At 63.2% G+C, this 17755-nt stretch carries 14 protein-coding genes; 7 read left to right on the plus strand and 7 right to left on the minus strand.

Features of this window, described 5'->3' with window-relative positions:
• Positions 1–69: 69 nt before the first annotated feature.
• From glgD to B3H64_RS00955, 4 genes are all read right to left on the minus strand, one after another.
• A complete protein-coding gene (gene glgD / locus B3H64_RS00940; protein WP_256302879.1) occupies positions 70–1188 on the minus strand; it encodes a glucose-1-phosphate adenylyltransferase subunit GlgD in 1119 nt (372 codons plus the stop codon).
• Positions 1185–2399 (minus strand): glucose-1-phosphate adenylyltransferase, encoded by a 1215-nt coding sequence (locus B3H64_RS00945; protein WP_094762285.1) that lies wholly within the window; start codon positions 2397–2399, stop codon positions 1185–1187. The genes glgD and B3H64_RS00945 overlap by 4 nt, the downstream gene beginning before the upstream one ends.
• A gap of 58 nt (positions 2400–2457) precedes the next feature.
• Positions 2458–4614, minus strand: coding sequence for a 1,4-alpha-glucan branching protein GlgB (gene glgB, locus B3H64_RS00950; protein WP_286732114.1), 2157 nt, complete (start codon positions 4612–4614; stop codon positions 2458–2460).
• Positions 4615–4882: 268 nt separating this feature from the next.
• A complete protein-coding gene (locus B3H64_RS00955; RefSeq protein WP_050616926.1) occupies positions 4883–6013 on the minus strand; it encodes a D-alanyl-D-alanine carboxypeptidase family protein in 1131 nt (376 codons plus the stop codon).
• Between the two features lie 276 nt (positions 6014–6289).
• On the opposite strand from B3H64_RS00955, the gene hrcA reads away from it, so the two are divergent.
• The 7 genes from hrcA to rpiB all read left to right on the plus strand — a co-directional run bounded on the left by hrcA (position 6290) and on the right by rpiB (position 14697).
• The gene (gene hrcA / locus B3H64_RS00960; RefSeq protein WP_050616927.1) at positions 6290–7354 is read left to right on the plus strand and encodes a heat-inducible transcriptional repressor HrcA; all 1065 of its coding nucleotides are present in this window, start codon (positions 6290–6292) and stop codon (positions 7352–7354) included.
• A gap of 17 nt (positions 7355–7371) precedes the next feature.
• Positions 7372–7938 carry a nucleotide exchange factor GrpE gene (grpE, locus tag B3H64_RS00965; RefSeq protein ID WP_050616928.1) on the plus strand — a complete coding sequence of 189 codons (567 nt, stop codon included), beginning with the start codon at positions 7372–7374 and terminating at the stop codon, positions 7936–7938.
• 89 nt (positions 7939–8027) lie between these two features.
• Positions 8028–9896 (plus strand): molecular chaperone DnaK, encoded by a 1869-nt coding sequence (gene dnaK, locus B3H64_RS00970; RefSeq protein WP_050616929.1) that lies wholly within the window; start codon positions 8028–8030, stop codon positions 9894–9896.
• Between the two features lie 159 nt (positions 9897–10055).
• Positions 10056–11231 (plus strand): molecular chaperone DnaJ, encoded by a 1176-nt coding sequence (dnaJ, locus tag B3H64_RS00975; RefSeq protein ID WP_050617574.1) that lies wholly within the window; start codon positions 10056–10058, stop codon positions 11229–11231.
• A 63-nt stretch (positions 11232–11294) separates the two neighbouring features.
• On the plus strand, positions 11295–13403 hold the full coding sequence (locus B3H64_RS00980; RefSeq protein WP_094762286.1) for a phospholipid carrier-dependent glycosyltransferase: 2109 nt from the start codon (positions 11295–11297) through the stop codon (positions 13401–13403).
• A 30-nt stretch (positions 13404–13433) separates the two neighbouring features.
• Positions 13434–14231 carry a histidinol-phosphatase HisJ family protein gene (locus tag B3H64_RS00985; RefSeq protein ID WP_286732120.1) on the plus strand — a complete coding sequence of 266 codons (798 nt, stop codon included), beginning with the start codon at positions 13434–13436 and terminating at the stop codon, positions 14229–14231.
• A 31-nt stretch (positions 14232–14262) separates the two neighbouring features.
• Positions 14263–14697: a ribose 5-phosphate isomerase B gene (rpiB, locus tag B3H64_RS00990; protein WP_050616931.1), complete on the plus strand. Its 435-nt coding sequence runs from the start codon at positions 14263–14265 to the stop codon at positions 14695–14697.
• Positions 14698–14743: 46 nt separating this feature from the next.
• Here the strand turns inward: rpiB and B3H64_RS00995 are convergent, their stop codons facing one another.
• From B3H64_RS00995 to B3H64_RS01005, 3 genes are all read right to left on the minus strand, one after another.
• Positions 14744–15577, minus strand: a complete 834-nt coding sequence (locus B3H64_RS00995; RefSeq protein ID WP_050616932.1) for a papain-like cysteine protease family protein — start codon at positions 15575–15577, stop codon at positions 14744–14746.
• Positions 15578–15761: 184 nt separating this feature from the next.
• On the minus strand, positions 15762–16364 hold the full coding sequence (locus B3H64_RS01000; protein WP_050616933.1) for an AAA family ATPase: 603 nt from the start codon (positions 16362–16364) through the stop codon (positions 15762–15764).
• 137 nt (positions 16365–16501) lie between these two features.
• Complete coding sequence (locus tag B3H64_RS01005; protein ID WP_050616934.1) at positions 16502–17650, minus strand: 5-bromo-4-chloroindolyl phosphate hydrolysis family protein; 1149 nt, start codon at positions 17648–17650, stop codon at positions 16502–16504.
• Positions 17651–17755 lie beyond the last annotated feature (105 nt).

Here is a 17755-nt window from a genome sequence, read left to right on the forward strand (position 1 = left end):
TCCGGCCAACTTGGGCGGCCGGTCTGCCGCAGTACGCGTGGCTTCATTGCTCTCGCGCTGCCTTTTATCCTATACCACGGCATTCTTTGCAATGGCCAGGGGATACGTTTCGTGACCCATAAGCATCCTGCCCTGGTTTACCCGCACATTTTTATCCGTGATGGCATACTTCAGGACGGCGTCCTGGTGGATGACCGACCCCTGCATCAGAATGCAGTTCTGAATTTTGGCCCCCTTCTCGATGCGGACGCCCCGGAACACGATGGAGTTGACCACCTCGCCCTCGATGATGCAGCCGTCGGCCACCAGTGAGTTGACCGCCCGGGAGCCGGGGCCGTAGTAGGTGGAGGGGTCGGAGCGGTCCTTGGTCTTGATGGGTCGGGCCGGGTCGAAGAGCTGAGCGCGCACCACCGGGTCCAGCAGCTCCATGCTCCGTGCGTAGTAGCCGGACACCGACTGGAGCCGGGCGGCATAGCCGCTGTAGCTGTAGGCGCGGATCTTCAGCTTATCCGCCATGGACAGCAGCACCCCCTGGCTGAAGGAGGGGATGTTGTGGGCGGTGCAGTGCTCCACCAGACTCATCAGCAGGGCCTTGGACATGATGTAGACCTCCATGGACTCCAGCCCCGCCGGATACACCGGCTGCACCGCTACATCGGTGACCCAGCCGTCGGCGTCCACGGTAAAATAGTCGGAGTTCCGGGGGTCGCCCCGGGGGACGGGGGTACACACCGCCGTGATGTCCGCCCCGCACCGCAGATGCTCCTCGAAGATCTCACCCAGGGGCAGGTTGACCGCCACGTCGCCGCCGGCCAGTACCACATAGTCCTGACGGATCTTTTCCAGATAGGAGTATACGCCGCCCAGGGCGTCCATGCGGCCCCGGTAGTCCCCCTCCCGGCGCTTGTCGGCGTAGCCGAAGGGGGGCAGGATGCGCAGGCCGCCGTGCTTACGGCTCAGGTCCCAGTCCTTGCCGGAACCCACATGGTCCAGCAGGGACTGATAGTTGGCGTGGACGATCAGTCCCACGTCGGTGATGCCGGCGTTGACCATGTTGGAGAGCATGAAGTCCACCACGCGGTAGCGGCCGCCATAGGGGATGGAGCAGGTGTTCCGGTGCTGGGAGAGCTCCCGGAGCTGGGGGTTCGAGCGGTAGGCAAAAATGATCCCATGCATCTTGTTCATCATCTTACACCTCCGCTTTTCACGTTACGGGTAACCATGGACTTGGCAGGGATCCTGGCCCCGTCCCCCACCTTGATGCCCTCGGCTACCACGGCGATGCCCCATTCCTCGGGCTTGTCGTCCTCCGGCGGCGCGCCCACCCGGGCGCCCTCGCCGATGACGGCGTTTTCCGCCACGATGGCGTATTCCACCACCGCTCCGGCCTTGACCACCGCGCCGGGCATCAGGATGGAGTACTTGACCTGGGCGCCCTCCTCCACCCGCACCGAGTGGAACAGCACCGAATTCTCCACCTCGCCGTAGACCTCGCAGCCTCCGGTAACCATGGAGTGGGACACCACGGCCTTGGAGCCCATAAAGTGGGGCGGCTTGGTGGGCGTGCGGGCGTAGATGGGCCACGTGGGGTCAAAAAGCTGCACCCCACTGTCCACTGCCAGCATATCCATGTTGGCGTCCCACAGGGAATCAATGGTGCCCACGTCCTTCCAGTAGCCGGAAAAACGGTAGGCGGCCATCCGCTCCCCCGCCGCCAGCATGGCGGGAATGATGTTCTTGCCGAAGTCGTTGGAGGACTTCTCGTCGGCCTCGTCGGCCACCAGATACTCACGCAGCTGCTTCCAGCTAAAGATGTAGATCCCCATGGAGGCCAGATTGCTCTTGGGCTTTTTGGGCTTCTCCTCAAATTCATAGATCATGTCGTGCTCGTCCACGTTCATGATGCCGAAGCGGGGGGCCTCCTCCATGGGGACCTCCATCACCGAGATGGTGCAGGCTGCCCCCGCCGCCTTGTGCCGCTCCAGCATCTTCTCGTAGTCCATCTTATAGACGTGGTCACCGGAGAGGATCAGGACATAGTCGGGGTCGTACAGGGAAATGAAGCCGATGTTCTGGTAGATGGCGTTGGCCGTCCCCTTGTACCAGGTGCCCTTGTCCCCCTCCTTGACGTAGGGGGGCAGGATGTGGACGCCACCGTCGGAACGGTCCAGGTCCCAGGGCTGGCCGTTTCCAATGTAGCTGTTGAGTTCCAGGGGCTGATACTGGGTGAGGACGCCGACAGTGTCGATGCCGGAATTCACACAGTTGGACAGGGGAAAGTCGATGATCCGGAACTTGCCCCCGAAGGGGACGGCTGGCTTGGCCACCTTGCTGGTGAGGGCCTTCAGCCGGCTGCCCTGGCCTCCCGCCAGGAGCATGGCCACACATGTCTTCTTCATTCTATCACCTCTTGGTTGAAGTGGGGAGATCGTTCTTCCCATTCCCTGGGGGCTGGGTTCAGGAGTCCTTCTCCGGCTTGACGGCCGGGACAGGCGAGCGCTTCCGCACCGCGGGCTTGGCCGTCGGAGTCCTGACCGCCGGAGCGGCGGCCTGCTCCCGGACGGCGGGGGGCGCTTTTTTCTCCCGCACCGCGGGCTTGGCCGCCCGTTTCTTCACCGCCGGAGCGGCGGCCTTTTCCCGAATGGCCGGCTTGTCTGCCGGGTCCTTCCGGGCCGGAAGGCTCTCCGCCTTCTTCCGGCGAGGCGGGAACTTCCGGGTACAGCGATACACCACCGCGCTCATGGGCGGCAACGTGAGCACGAGAGACTGGCCACGGCCGTGGCAGGGAACGTACTCGCTCTTTACCGGAGCCTTGTCCCCCCGGCCCTGTCCGCCGTATGCCTCGTCGTCGGTATTGAAGATGCAGGTATACTGCCCCGCGGCAGGTACGCCGATGCGGTAGCCCGTCCGGTCCACCGGGGAGAAGTTGCACACCACCACCAGAGCGCCGCCCTTCTTGTCCCGGCGCACGAAGGCCACGGTGTCGGCCTGGTTGTCGTCGGCCTGAATCCACGCGAAGCCCTCCCAGGAGAAATCCAGCTCCCACAGCTCTTTGTGCTCCAGGTAGAAGGCGTTGGCCGCCTTGAAAAAGGCCTGGGTCTTCCGGTTTTCCTCGTTGGCCAGCAGGTGCCAGTCCAGGGACTGCTCAAAATGCCACTCGTTCCACTGGCCGAACTCGCTGCCCATCATCAGCAGCTTCTTCCCCGGGTGGGTGAGCATGTAGGCGTAAAACGCCCGCACGCCGGCAAACTGCTCGGCATAGGTCCCCGGCATCTTGTTGAGAAGAGAGCCCTTCATATGCACCACCTCGTCGTGGGAGAGGGGTAAGATGAAGTTCTCCGAAAAGGCGTACATCAGCGAGAAGGTGATGTCCTTATGGTTGAACTGCCGGAAATAGGGGTCCATCTTCATATAGTGGGTGATGTCGTTCATCCACCCCATGTTCCACTTCAGGTTGAAGCCCAGCCCGCCCTCGCTGACCGGGTGGGACACCAGGGGCCAGGCGGTGGACTCCTCGGCGATCATCAGTACGTCGTCGTGCTGGCCGAAAATCCGGGTGTTGAGCTGCTGGATGAAGTCCACGGCCTCCAGATTCTCGTTGCCGCCGTGGATGTTGGGGGTCCACTGTCCCCCCTGTCGGCCGTAGTCCAGGTAGAGCATGGAGGCCACCGCGTCCACCCGCAGGCCGTCGATGTGGAACATCTCCAGCCAGAACAGGGCGGAGGAGTACAGGAAGGAGCGGACCTCGTTCTTGCCGTAGTCGAACACCCGGGTGCCCCAGTCGGCGTGCTCCCCCTTGCGCATGTCGGTGTACTCGTAGCAGGGCTGGCCGTCGAACTCGTACAGGCCGAAGGCGTCCTTGGGGAAGTGGGCCGGGACCCAGTCCAGAATGACGCCCACCCCGGCCTGATGGAGCTGGTCCACCAGATACATGAAGTCCTTAGGGGTGCCGAAGCGGCTGGTGGCAGCGAAGTAGCCGGTGCACTGATAGCCCCAGGAGTCATCCAGGGGGTGCTCGGTGACGGGCATCAGCTCCACGTGGGTGAAGCCCATCTCCTTGACATAGGGCACCAGGTACTCGGCTATGTCCCGGTAAGAGAGGAACTCCCCCTCCCCCGTCCGGCGCCAGGACCCCAGGTGGACCTCATAGATGTTGAGGGGCTTTTGGTAGATTGGATTTTTCTTCCGCCAGTCCAGCCAGCCCCTGTCCCCCCACTCATAGCCTCCCAGTTCATAGAGCTTGGAGGCGGTACCGGGCCGGGTCTCAGCGTGAAAGGCGTAAGGATCGGCCTTAAACAGCATCCGGCCGTCCGGCGTCTCCACGGCGTACTTGTAGAGGTCGTACTCCCGGAGCCCGGGGATAAAGCCCTCCCAGACGCCCCCCTCCATCTGCTCCAAGGGGTGGCAGCCGGGGACCCACTGGTTGAAATCGCCCACCACCGACACGGCCGCCGCATGGGGCGCCCAGACCCGGAAGACATGTCCCGTCTGCCCCTCGCGCTCCGCTGTGTGGGCGCCCATGTATTCCCAGGCCCGGATGGCCTGGCCGTCGGTGTATTCCTTTATATGTTGTGCCAGCTCCGGGGCGGACCCGGTCCACTGCTCCTGCTCCATAAGGCTTCCCCATTTCTTTGGTATTATTATCCAAATACCCGAAGCAGTTCCTCCTCTTGGTTGTAAATGATACTAATTGATGGAATTTTTTCTTCGGGTATTTGTATAAATTATACAACACCTTTTGATGTCAGTCAAGGTCTAGCCCCCACCCTTCCTATAAAATTTCTGTAAGGTCCCAGAAAGGGATTCGTACAAAATAACCGGCCGCCCATTCCGTAAAAGGGAACGGGCGGCCGGCGGCGTATGGGGGGACAAAGCCCCGGGGCTATCCGGCCATAAACAGGATGTCTAGGAATCGCTTAAAGATGCCGGGCATGGTCAGGCGCTCCACAGCCTGGTCAGCCACAATGGGGATGGTCTGCTGCTCCACACCAGATACCGAGACCACCATCTCTCCCAGCTTCTGTCCGACCTCCACAGGGGCCTCCACCCGCTCGGTGAGGCGCAGCTCGGTGGTGACGTTGTTGAGCTCGGCCTTGTCGATCAGAATACGGCCGGACTGGGCCAGCACGGGCTGGACGGTGGAGCACTCGCCCAGGGCCACCTCCACCGGCGGCAGCGCCTGGTCAGGGTGGACGTCCAGGAGGGTATAGTTGGCGAAGCCGAAGTTCAGGAGGGCCTTGGCGCCTTCAAACCGTTTTTCCGAGGTAGGGCACTTCATCACCACGGCAATGAGCTCCATGCCGTCCCGCTCGGCGGTGGCCGACAGGCAGTAGAGGGCGGAATCGGTGAAGCCGGTCTTGAGGCCGGTGGCCCCTTCATAGAACCGGATGAGCTTGTTGGTGTTGGCGAGCTGGAACTGGCCGTCCCGGACGGAGTCCATCCAGATGGTGGTGAACTCCCGGATGCCGGGGTGGGCCAGGAGCGCCCGGGACATGACGGCGATGTCGTAGGCGGAGGTCAGGTGGCCGGCGGCGGGCAGTCCGGTGCAGTTGATAAAGGTAGTATCGGCCATGCCCAGCTCCGCCGCCCGGCGGTTCATCCGCTCCACAAAACCCTCCTCGCTGCCGGCAATGTGCTCGGCCAGGGCCACTGCGGCGTCGTTGCCCGACACCACCGCCACCGCCTTGAGCATATCATGGACGGTCATCTGCTCCCCCTCCTTCAGGTAGACCTGGGAGCCGCCCATGGAGGCCGCCTGGGCGGAAACCGTGACCATATCCTCCATCTTGAGCCGCCCGTCGTCGATGGCCTCCATTACCAGCAGCAGGGTCATGACCTTGGTGACGCTGGCGGGCTCCAGCTTGTCGTGGGCATTCGCTTCGTAGAGCACCGTGCCGGTCTCCTTCTCCATCAGGATGGCGGAACCGGCTTCCACCGCCGGTCCACCGGAGACGGCGGCGGCGGGCAGGATCAGCAGAACGGCGGCCACCAGGGCCGCGGCGCATTTTTTCATCGGGATCTCCCTCCATGTTCATCTTCTATGGAAAAGGATGTGAAAATCTCCCTTGTTCTATGCGGGCAGCCACCTGCGAAAATTTCCCTGCGCCCCTGCGGTGTTTTGGCAATCCAGCCCCACTTTTGCAAACATTTTTAGCGTTCACATTTAATTTACAACCTTCCTATTGACTTTTCCCCGGGGCGGTGGTAGATTTACATTAGCACTCAGGGATAATGAGTGCTAAAAGAGGCGCGATGGCGCTTCCGATTTTAAAAAGAAGGTGAGCGCGGTATGGATCTGAGCGACCGGAAGAAGAAAATCCTCCGCGCCATCATCGAAAACTACATTGAGACGGCGGAGCCGGTGGGCTCCAAGGCCATCGCCTCTCTGCCGGGACTGAACGTCTCGTCGGCCACCATCCGCAACGAGATGGCCGATCTGGAGGCCCTGGGCCTGCTGGAGCAGCCCCATACCTCCGCAGGACGCATCCCCTCTCCCAAGGGCTACCGCATCTACGTCAATGAACTGATGACCGACTACCGCCTGTCAGCGCAGGAGACCAAGCGGCTCAATGAGGCGCTGCACATGAAAATGCGGGAGTTGGACCAGGTCATCGATCAGGCCGGGCGGATCATTTCCCAACTCACCCGCTACCCCTCCTTTGCCCTGGCCGCCGGGGGCGACCGGATCACCATTCGGCGCTTCGACCTGCTGATGGTGGACCGCGACGCCTTCATCATTGTGGTCATGACCGACACCAACGTGGTACGCAACCGGCTGGTGCGCCTGCCCTCCGACCTGTCGGAGGCTCAGCTCCAGCTTTTGAACACCCTTCTCAACGCCACCTTTACCGGTCTGACGCTGGACGAGATCACCCCCGAGCTGATGCGGGTGGCCTCCCACGCGGCGGGCGAGGCCTACGGCCTCATCTCTCTGGTGGTCTCCTTCGCCGTGGAGGTGCTGGAGAGTCTGGAGCAGCGCACCGTCCACACGGCGGGCATTGCCAGCCTTTTGACCCACCCGGAGTACCACAGTCTGGACCGGGCGGCGCCGCTGATGACCTATCTGTCCGAGGACCGGGACGCCGCCCGCTTCCCCATGCCCGACAAGGACCCTATGGAGATCCTCATCGGGCCGGAGAACGTGGTGGACGCCCTGAAGGACACCAGCGTGGTAATGGCCAGCTACGACATCGGCGACGGCATGCGCGGCGTCGTGGGCGTTGTGGGTCCCACCCGTATGGATTACGCCAAGATTTCCGCCCGTCTTTCCTACTTTGCGGAGGGTCTCTCCCGCATGTTCGGCAAGGGCGGGCTTCCCCCCGCCGGGGAGGACCCCGAGCACGATGACCGATAGGAGGCCGAAAAATCATCATGAGCAAACGTGAAAAAGACCAGGAGCAGAAGGCCGCTCAGGCCGCGTCAGAGCACGCGGAGAGCGCCGAGGTCCCGGAGGATATCGTTCCGGAGGAGCCCGCCGCCGGAACCCAGGACCCGCTGCCGGAGGAGCTGGAGCATTTGAAAGCTTCCTTGTCCGCCAAGGAGGAGCAGTACCTCCGGCTGGCCGCCGAGTACGACAACTTCCGCAAGCGCAGCCAGAAGGAAAAGGAGAGCATCTACGCCGACGCCAAGGCCGACGCCCTCACCGCCTTCCTTCCCGTCTACGACAATCTGGAACGGGCCCTGAAGCAGGAGACCGCCGACGAGGCCTTCAAAAAGGGCGTAGAGATGACCATGACTCAGCTCCGGGAGATCCTGACTAAGCTGGGTATCTCGGAGATTCCCGCCCTGGGCGAGTCCTTCGATCCCAACCTCCACAACGCCGTCATGCATGTGGAGGACGAAGCGGCTGGCGAGAACACCATCGTGGATGTGTTCCAGGCTGGCTTCAAGCTGGGCGACAAGGTCATCCGGTTCGCCATGGTGAAGGTAGCCAACTGAGGCAGGCCGCCACGCCCCAACGCCCGGTTTTCGGCTTCTCCGCATTTCTTTTGTAAAAACCAATTTCTTGATTATTGGAGGAATATATTATGTCTAAGATCATCGGCATTGACCTGGGTACCACCAACTCCTGCGTGGCCGTCATGGAGGGCGGCGACGCCGTCGTCATCCCCAACGCGGAAGGCAACCGCACCACTCCGTCCGTGGTGGCCTTCTCCAAGGACGGCGAGCGCATGGTGGGCCAGGTGGCTAAGCGCCAGGCCATCACCAACCCCGACCGGACCATCAGCTCCATCAAGCGCGAGATGGGCTCTAGCTTTAAGGTGAGCATTGACGGCAAGAACTACACCCCACAGGAAATCTCCGCCATGGTGCTCCAGAAGCTGAAGGCCGACGCCGAGGCCTATCTGGGTCAGAGCGTCACCGAGGCCGTCATCACCGTCCCCGCCTACTTCACCGACGCTCAGCGCCAGGCCACCAAGGATGCCGGCCGCATCGCCGGTCTGGAAGTAAAGCGGATCATCAACGAGCCCACCGCCGCGGCCCTGGCCTACGGCATCGACAAGGAGTCCGACCAGAAGATCATGGTCTACGACCTGGGCGGCGGCACCTTCGACGTGTCCATCCTGGAGATCGGCGACGGCGTTATCGAGGTATTGGCCACCGCCGGCAACAACCGCCTGGGCGGCGACGACTTCGACAAGTGTGTCATGGACTGGATGGCCGCTGAATTCAAAAAGGACACCGGCATCGACCTCAGCGGCGACAAGGTGGCCATGCAGCGCCTGAAGGAGGCCGCCGAAAAGGCCAAGATCGAGCTGTCCGGCGTCACTTCCACTGCCATCAACCTGCCCTATATCACCGCCGACGCCACCGGCCCCAAGCATCTGGACCTGACCCTGACCCGGGCCAAGTTTGACCAGCTCACTGCCCATCTGGTGGAGGCCACCGCCGGCCCCGTCAAGCAGGCCATGGGCGACGCCGGCCTCTCTTCCGGCGAGCTGTCCAAGGTCCTGCTGGTGGGCGGCTCCAGCCGTATCCCCGCTGTGCAAGACATGGTGAAGAAGCTCACCGGCAAAGAGGGCTTCAAGGGCATCAACCCCGACGAGTGCGTGGCTATGGGCGCGGCGCTGCAGGGCGGCGTGCTGGTGGGCGACGTGAAGGGCCTGCTGCTGCTGGACGTCACCCCCCTTTCCCTGGGCATCGAGACCATGGGCGGCGTGATGACCAAGCTCATCGAGCGCAACACCACCATCCCCGCCAAGAAGAGCCAGACCTTTACCACCGCTGCCGACAACCAGACTTCCGTAGAGGTCCATGTGCTCCAGGGCGAGCGTGAGATGGCCCAGTACAACAAGACCCTGGGACGGTTCAACCTGGACGGCATCGCCCCGGCCCGCCGCGGCGTGCCTCAGATCGAGGTGACCTTCGACATCGACGCCAACGGCATCGTCAATGTCTCCGCCAAGGATCTGGGCACCGGCAAGGAGCAGCACATCACCATCACCTCCTCCACCAACATGTCCAAGGAGGACATCGACAAGGCCGTCAAGGAGGCCGAGCAGTTTGCCGCCGAGGACGCCAAGCGCAAGGAAGAGGTGGACGTGCGCAACCAGGGCGATCAGATGGTGTACCAGACCGAGAAGGTCATGGAGGACCTGAAGGACAAGATCGACGCGGGCGACAAGGCCACCCTGGACGCCGCCCTGGGCAAGCTGAAGGACGCCCTGAAGGGCACCGACGTGGAGGCCATCAAGACCGCCACCGAGGAGCTGAGCAAGGCCTTCTACCCCATCAGCGAGAAGCTGTACAACCAGGCGGGCGGCCCCCAGGCAGGCGCGGGCCCGGACATGGGCGGCGCGGGCTTTACCGGCGGCGCTTCCGCCGCCGGCGCGGACACCGACCCTAACGTGGTGGACGCCGATTACACCGTGGTGGACGGCGACGACAATCCGTAAATTTTGTATTTGCAGAGCCGCTGCTTGCAGCGGCTCTGCTACCCTGTATCCCAGGCCCGAAGCCCAGCGCGGCGGGTTTTGGGCGGAGAGGAGGAGCAAAGCGGCACCGCACGGAAGGGCGACGGTCGTTTCATGCGGCGCGGTCTTTGCGACGACGATATGGCTGATCAAAAACGAGATTACTATGAAGTCCTGGGCGTGTCTAAAGGCGTCTCGGACGATGAACTGAAAAAGGCCTACCGCAAGCTGGCCAAGCAGTACCACCCCGACCTCAACCCCGGCGACAAGACCGCCGAGGCCAAGTTCAAGGAGGTCAACGAGGCCTACGAGGTCCTGTCCGACAAGGACAAACGGGCCCGCTACGACCAGTTCGGCCACGCGGGTGTGGACCCCAACTTCGGCGCCGGCGGACCCGGCGGCGGCTTTGGCGGCGGCTTCGGCGGCTTCGACATGGGTGACATTGACCTGGGCGACCTGTTCGGCTCCTTCTTCGGCGGCGGCTTCGGCGGCGGAGGCGGAGGCGGCCGCAGCCGCAACGCCCCCCAGAAGGGAGAGACCATCCGGGCCGGGGTGACCATCACCTTCGAAGAGGCGGCCTTCGGCTGCGAGAAGGAGATCACCGTCACCCGCACGGAGCCCTGCGAGGAGTGCAAGGGCTCCGGCTGCGCCCCCGGCACCACGGCGGAGATCTGTCCCGACTGTCACGGCAGCGGCGTGGTCCGGATCCAGCGGGGAGGAGGCGGCTTCTCCTTCTCCACCACCGCGGCCTGCACCCGCTGCCGCGGTACCGGAAAGATCATCCACCAGCCCTGCAAATCCTGCGGCGGCGCGGGGAGCGTCCGGCGGCAGAAGAAGCTGTCCGTCACCATCCCGGCGGGCATCGACAACGGCCAGGCCGTCTCCCTGCGGGGGCAGGGCGGCGCGGGCAAAAACGGCGGGCCGGCGGGCGATCTGCTCATTGGCGTCACCGTCCAGCCCCACCCCATCTTCCGCCGGGACGGCACGTCGGTCTACATGGAACAGCCGGTCTCCTTCGCCCAGGCGGCCCTGGGGGCGGAGCTCCAGATTCCCACCATCGACGGCACGGTGAAATACTCCATGCCCGAGGGCACCCAGACCGGCACCACCTTCCGTCTGCGCGGCAAGGGCATTCCCAGCCTCAACGGCCGGGGCCGGGGCGACCAGTACGTCACCGTAAAGGTCCTGGTTCCCACCGGCCTGAGCCGGGCCCAGAAGGAGGCCCTGCATGCCTTTGCCGAGTCCATGGGGGAGGAAAAAGAGGACTCCGGTGATCCACTTAAGAATCTTTTTGACAAGAGAAGGAAAAAGAAATAAAATAGAGGACAGTCCATATGGACTGTCCTCTATTTTATTTCTACCGCTCTTCGGAGGTGTACCATGCCCGACCTGTTCCAGTCCGCGGCGGACCTTGTGAACCAATACGTCCTGCCCTACCTGTCCTGGACCCTGGTGTTCCCCCTGGGCACGCTGATCCTGGTCCTGCTGTTCTTTTTCTACTACTGGCACGCCCAGGCTCCCCGTCGGGACAGCCTGGAGTGGATTGCCATGCGGGAGCGGCGGCCCATGACCTTCTCCGCCAAACGGTATCCCATGGGGAAAAAGGACGCCCTGCCCCTGCTGCTGGTGACGGCGGCCTATGCCTGCACCGCCTTCTTCCAGTTGGGCAGCTTCACCAATCCCCAGTCCTTCCAGTCCTTTGACGAGACCGCCACCGTGGAATTCTCCCTGGACCGGACCGTCGCCCTGACCCGGCTGGGCTGGTACACCGGCCTGGGGACGGGAGACTACTCCCTGGAGGTCTCCGCCGACGGGCAAAGCTGGACCGCCCTTCAGGTCAGCGTGGACGAGGACAACAAATCCGCCTACGCCTGGACCCCGGTAGACCGGAACGCTCCGGCCGGCTCGGTCCGCTCCATCCACCAGAAGTACAACACCCTGTTCAAGTGGTATTTCATCGAGCCGGAGGGCGGCCCGGTCCAGGTCCGGTATCTGCGGCTCACCGGATTCCCCGGCAAGGCCCCCCTGGAGCTGGGCGAGCTGGCCCTCTACGACCAGGACGGAGTCCGGGCCGTCCCCGACGCCGTGGTGGCTGCCCAGCCCGCGCAGGCCGTCCCCTCCGCTGACCTGGCCCTCTTTGACGAGCAGGACACCGTTCCGGACAAATCCACCTGGTACAACTCCTCCTATTTTGACGAAATCTATCATCCCCGCACCGCCTATGAGCACATCCGGGGCATCGAGCCCTATGAGGTCTCTCACCCGCCCTTGGGCAAGCTCATCCTCTCGGTGGGGATCCGGCTGTTCGGCTTCACCCCCTTTGGCTGGCGGTTCATGGGCACCCTGTTCGGCGTGCTGATGCTCCCCATCCTCTACGTCTTCCTGAAAAACCTCTTCGGCAGGACCGCCATCGCCTTCTGCGGCACCACGCTGTTCGCCTTCGATTTCATGCACCTGGTGCAGACCCGCATCGCCACCATCGACACCTACGGGGTCTTTTTCATCCTGCTGGCCTACTTTTTCATGTACCGCTATCTCACCCTTCCCGCCGGGACCTCCTTCCGGGGCGGCGCCCTGCCGCTCTTCCTCTCCGGGCTGTTCTGGGGCATCGGGGCGGCCAGCAAGTGGACGGTGATCTATGCCGGGGCGGGCCTGGCCCTGCTCTACTTCCTGGGCGTGTGGTTCAAGTGGCGGGACCGCCCGGCGGACTTCCCCTTCGCCCCCTGGCTGGTCCAGACTCTGCTGTTTTCCGTGCTGTGCTGGGTGGTCATCCCGGTGATCATTTACACCCTGTCCTACTGGCCCTACGCCGCCGCCCGGGGCAACGACGGCGGGCTTCTCGACATGCTGGGCGAGCTGTTCTCCTGGCCCTTCGTCCAGCTTCCCCAGGTCCTGCGGGGCGAGCGGGAGCTCATCCTCAAGAGTTCCGCCAACCTGGTGGACGCCATGCTGGAGAACCAGAAGTTTATGTTCACTTACCACGTGGGCGTCACCGAGCACCACCCCTACGAGTCCCGCTGGTATCAGTGGCTCGTGGACGGCCGCCCCATCCTTTACTACCTAGACTCCACCTCGGTGCCCGGCTTCAAGGCGGCCTTCGCCTGCTTCAACAACCCGGTGGTGGCCTGGACGGGCCTGCTGTCGGTGGTCATCCTGGCGGTCCAGACGGTCCGCCGCCGCTGCGGTAAGGCCCTGTTCCTCCTGGTGGGCTATCTGTCCCAGCTTCTGCCCTGGTTCGCCATCGGCCGCATCACCTTCGCCTACCACTACTTCCCCTCCACCCTGTTTTTGGTGCTGGCCATCAGCTACGCCATGAACGACATGATGGAGCGGAAGGTGGGACGCTGGCAGTGGGCGGTCTACGGCATGACGGCCTTCTCCGTGGTCCTCTTCGCCGCCTTCTACCCCGTTCTCATCGGGCTGATGGTGCCCTCCTGGTATCCCACCCGCTTCCTGCGGTGGATTCCCGGCGGCGCCTGGCCCTTCTGAGCGTATATCCCATTCATCCGGAGGCATCCTATGAGCTACTTCATCGACTACCACACCCACTCCCAGCTCTCCCCCGACAGTAGTGTCCCGCTGGAGCAGCAGGCCGAGGCCGCCGTCCGCTCGGGCCTCAGCGAGCTTTGCATTACCGACCACTACGACACCGTGGGGCTCCACGGCGGCCCTATGGACCCCTATGACTGGGCCCCGGCAGTGGAGCAGTTTCAGCGGGTCCGGGCGCAGTTTCAGGGCCGCCTGACCCTTCGGCTGGGCCTGGAGTTCGGCAGCGGCCACCTGGACGGCAGCGCCCTGGCCGCCGCCCCGCCGGAGCTGGACTTCGTCATCGGCTCGGTCCACAACCGCAGTCTGGCCGCCGGGGGAGACGATTTCTACTACGGAGACTACCACTCCCCCGGGGCCTGTTATCAGGCTCTGGACGACTACGTCTCCTCCCTGGAGCGGCTGGCCTCCGCCGGCGCCTACGACGTGCTGGGGCACATCATCTACCCGCTGCGCTATATGGCCCGCGGCTGCCCCGAGGTCTCCATGGACCGCTATGCCGACCGCATCCGGGTGGCGCTGGCCATTGCCATCGCCTCGGGCCGGGGCATGGAGCTCAACACCTACAATGGCCGCACTCTGGCTGAGTGGCGACCCTGGCTGGCCCTCTATCGGGAGCTGGGCGGCGAGATTCTCACGGTGGGCAGCGACGCCCACGTGCCGGAGAACGTGGGCCAGGGCATCCCCGAAGCCTATGACCTCATCCGCGCCGCCGGCTTCCGGTACATCGCGGTCTACGAGGGGCGAAAGCCCCGCTTCGTCAAACTGTAGCATCCACTTAATTCAATCTGGAGGTATCACTATGATCGCATTGGGTTCCGACCACGGCGGATACGCCCTGAAGCAGCACATCATCGAATACCTGGACGCTCACGGCCTGGACTACCGGGATTTCGGCTGCCACTCCACAGAGAGCTGCGACTATCCCGTCTTTGCCAAGGCTGCGGCGGAGGCGGTGGCCTCCGGCGAGTGTGAGCGTGGCATCGTCATCTGCACCACCGGCATCGGCATTTCCATCGCCGCCAACAAGGTTCACGGCGTGCGCTGCGCCCTGTGTACCGACCCGCTCATGGCGGAGATGACCCGCCGCCACAACGACGCCAACATGCTGGCCCTGGGGGCGGGCATCGTGGGCCCCAATCTGGCGGAGGCCATCGTGGAGACCTTCCTCACCACCGAGTTCGAGGGCGGCCGCCACGCCCGGCGGGTGGGCCTCATCACTGCAATGGAGCAATAACCCAGCGGGGCCCGGACAGCTTGGCTGTCCGGGCCCCGTTTTCTCTTCACTCCGCCGGTTTGGCGGCGATATACAGCATGTCGTTTCCGCCCTCCTCCTCGGGGAAAGAATCGTACATGCTGAAGTTATACAGGAACCGCTCGGCGGGATAGACGCCGTAGCCGTCCTGGTTGTGGTCGGTGGTGTCATAGGGGTCGGCCACCAGGAACACGTCGTCCTGCTGGGTCTCGGTCCCCATGGTATCGTAACCGACGATGACCTGCCAATGTCCGCCCCAGTCATTCCAGCACACCATGACCGGGGTCCCCTCCGCCAGCCACGCCTGGATATCCTCCATCCAGATGTCCGGCTGCTCCAGCGTGGTGGTATAGGTAAAGCCGCCCACGCCGTCAAAGATATCCAAGGCCTGCTTCAGTGTGGTGCCCGGATAGCCCTCCAACTCGGTACCGTCCAGAGAGTGGCGCAGCGCCGCCAGAGTCTCCTCGTTCCAGTCGTCCAGCCTGTCATACCAGTCCAGCACCATCAGCGCCGAGGTCACGCCGCAGGCCCACTCGCTGGTCTGCTGCATGGTGCGGAAATGGGTCAGGACCGTGAGGGTGTCGGTGGACTCCAGATGGTAGACGTCCGGATGTGCAAAGTAGGGGGAGTCCGCATGGTCTCCCGCCCGCTCCACCGAGTCCGCTCCGTCGTCGGGAGACAGGTCGATGGCATAAGGGATCTTCATCTCGTCGGTGAAATTCTCGGTGCTCTTCTTCGGGTTCGCATCCGCAAGGGATGGTTCTGCCGCCCCGGGCGTCGCTGCCCCTCCTGTGGTGGCGCAGCCGGCCAGCATGGCCAGCAGCGCGGCAGTGGCAACCGCCAGAGTGACTGTTTTTTTCATTTCTCGATCTCCTTTTGTACCGATTCCCGGCCTTTCGCCGGGTAATGTCATTATAAAAGCCCGCGTCCCCCTGCGCAATGCATGTTTCTGCATGTTTTCCATCCGCCGGACGGGCGCTGCATGGACAAATATACCAAAAAAGCGGGCCGCCAATTTTCTGGCGGCCCGCCGGGAGTCTCAGCGTTCATTCCAACTGGTTCAGATAATCCAAAATCGTCGCCACCGCTCCGTCCACGCCCAGGCGGTCGGTGTTGATCACCAGGTCGTAATAGGAGCCGTCACCCCAGCGCCAACTGGTGTTGACCCCATAGTAGGCGGCGCGCTGCCGGTCCACTCGTTCCACCTCCCGCTGGGCGCCCCGCTCGGCCAAACCATACTGGGCCACCGCCCGCTCGGTTCGCTTGGCCAAGGAGCCGCAGATGAAAAAATGGACCGCCTCCGGGTCCTGCCGCAGCACAAAGTTGCCGCACCGCCCTACAAAGACCGCCGGGCCGCGCTCGGCTAGCTCGGCCATGGCCTCCGACTGGGCGCGGAAGAGCTTGACGCTGTACGGTTCCTCCTGAATGTCGCTGTGGGGGGCAATCATGGACAGGTTGTAAATGAAATTGGTGTCCCGCAGATTTTCCGCCATCTGGAATTCCCAGAGCTGCGCGCCGCTCTCCTTGGCGGCCAGAGAGATGACCTCGTTGTCATAACAGGGGAGCCCCAGTGCCTCGGAGAGCTTTTTGGCCACCTCGTGGCCGCCGCTGCCATACTGCCGGCTGATGGTGATCGTCCTGGCTTTCATGGTTCCGGCCTCCTTCCGTCGGTCCGCATTCCTCCTGTTCCTTCTGCCTCTATCCTAACATAAAAAGAGGGAAACGGCAAGCGTTCTGCACAATATACGCCGCCATTTCCCCTTGTTTTCTGGTGTTTCTGCCCATTTTAGGTGCCACCCATGGTCATACCCTGTTCGCCCAGGCCATCCTTCTCCAGCATCCGCTCCAGGACCTCCACATCCGTGCGGATGTCCATGGCGTCGTCCTGAAACAGCTTGTCGAGCTGTTTTTCAAAGCCGTCCACCACTTTGTCCATCATGCCCTCAATGCGCGCCTTGGCGGACTTGATGTTCTCTCCCTCAATGCCCTGGGCCTCCATCTGGGCGTAGGCCCGGAGAATCTTCAGCGTGGTGGGCAGATAGTAGCCCAAAAAGCTGCGAAGCTGCCCCTCTTTGTCCGGCTTCTCCCGCAGATAGGCAAAGATTTTGCCGGTAATCTCTCCGATGCGGTCGATTTTCCGGCTCATCACCTCGTCGGCGATGGCATCGTTGACCTCCCGGATCTCCATCAGCACGGCGTCCTCCCGCTCCATGCCGGCGGGGGGCTTTTCCGCCTGTTTTTCCGGTGCGGGCGCCGGCGGCTCCTCCCGCAGGCCCTCGTCGTTGAGCACCAGCCGCCCACCGCCCACGTCCAGGTAGCCGGTGGGGATGACGCCCTCGTCCAGCATATCCTGGAGATCATCGCACACCTTCCGTACCGAAAGGCCCATGGCCTGGGCCATAGAGGCCACCGAGATGGATTCCCTCCGGCCGATGAGGGCCAGATATTTGCGGAAGCGCCTGGCCTTTTTGCCCTTGGCCACGCCCATGTAGAGCATAATAAGGCCCACCCCGGCGATGCCCAGAGGGATAAAAATGTCGGACAGGCTGGTCCAGAACCACCCGTAGGAGAGGGCGTCCAGCAGCTCGCTAAGGCCGCCGAAGCCGAACACGCCGGCCACGACGGCCCCGGCGATGGTCAGGCCCCGGCCCTCCCGGCCCCGGGCGAAGCGGGCGCCGGTTTTGGGCTTGGCGGATTTTTTCTTTCCGGCCGCGGGTGCAGTCCCGCCCAGACCCTGGGCCGCACCCTGCTCCCGCTGGATGTCATAGGGGTGGCGGCTGGCGCGGGAGCGCGGGCTCCCCGCCAGGCCCATCAGCTTCAGCACCAGCATGACCACCCCCACCGGCGGGAAGCAGAAGAGCATAATCAGCGTGGGAATCCAGGAGGCAAAATCGCCGCCCCGGTCTCCATTGTAATTGTGGTTGTAATCAGCCATGAACGGGCCTCCATATTGCCGGGTCCCCAGGGCGGGTCCGGCGTTTCGGTAGTCTTTATCATACAACGGATTTGGGGGGATGTAAAGTGGCCGCGCCGCATTTTA

This window comes from Intestinimonas sp. UBA1698 (genome assembly GCF_002320075.1).
Taxonomy (GTDB): domain Bacteria; phylum Bacillota; class Clostridia; order Oscillospirales; family Oscillospiraceae; genus Intestinimonas; species Intestinimonas massiliensis.

Excerpts from the sequence above, each read along its gene's own strand:
- B3H64_RS00955 (WP_050616926.1), bottom strand. The coding sequence starts at position 6,013 with ATGAAAAAATGCGCCGCGGCCCTGGTGGCCGCCGTTCTGCTGATCCTG.
- grpE (WP_050616928.1), top strand. The coding sequence starts at position 7,372 with ATGAGCAAACGTGAAAAAGACCAGGAGCAGAAGGCCGCTCAGGCCGCG.
- hrcA (WP_050616927.1), top strand. The coding sequence starts at position 6,290 with ATGGATCTGAGCGACCGGAAGAAGAAAATCCTCCGCGCCATCATCGAA.
- glgB (WP_286732114.1), bottom strand. The coding sequence starts at position 4,614 with ATGGAGCAGGAGCAGTGGACCGGGTCCGCCCCGGAGCTGGCACAACAT.
- dnaK (WP_050616929.1), top strand. The coding sequence starts at position 8,028 with ATGTCTAAGATCATCGGCATTGACCTGGGTACCACCAACTCCTGCGTG.
- rpiB (WP_050616931.1), top strand. The coding sequence starts at position 14,263 with ATGATCGCATTGGGTTCCGACCACGGCGGATACGCCCTGAAGCAGCAC.
- B3H64_RS00985 (WP_286732120.1), top strand. The coding sequence starts at position 13,434 with ATGAGCTACTTCATCGACTACCACACCCACTCCCAGCTCTCCCCCGAC.
- B3H64_RS01000 (WP_050616933.1), bottom strand. The coding sequence starts at position 16,364 with ATGAAAGCCAGGACGATCACCATCAGCCGGCAGTATGGCAGCGGCGGC.
- B3H64_RS00945 (WP_094762285.1), bottom strand. The coding sequence starts at position 2,399 with ATGAAGAAGACATGTGTGGCCATGCTCCTGGCGGGAGGCCAGGGCAGC.
- dnaJ (WP_050617574.1), top strand. The coding sequence starts at position 10,056 with ATGGCTGATCAAAAACGAGATTACTATGAAGTCCTGGGCGTGTCTAAA.
- B3H64_RS00980 (WP_094762286.1), top strand. The coding sequence starts at position 11,295 with ATGCCCGACCTGTTCCAGTCCGCGGCGGACCTTGTGAACCAATACGTC.
- B3H64_RS00995 (WP_050616932.1), bottom strand. The coding sequence starts at position 15,577 with ATGAAAAAAACAGTCACTCTGGCGGTTGCCACTGCCGCGCTGCTGGCC.
- glgD (WP_256302879.1), bottom strand. The coding sequence starts at position 1,188 with ATGATGAACAAGATGCATGGGATCATTTTTGCCTACCGCTCGAACCCC.
- B3H64_RS01005 (WP_050616934.1), bottom strand. The coding sequence starts at position 17,650 with ATGGCTGATTACAACCACAATTACAATGGAGACCGGGGCGGCGATTTT.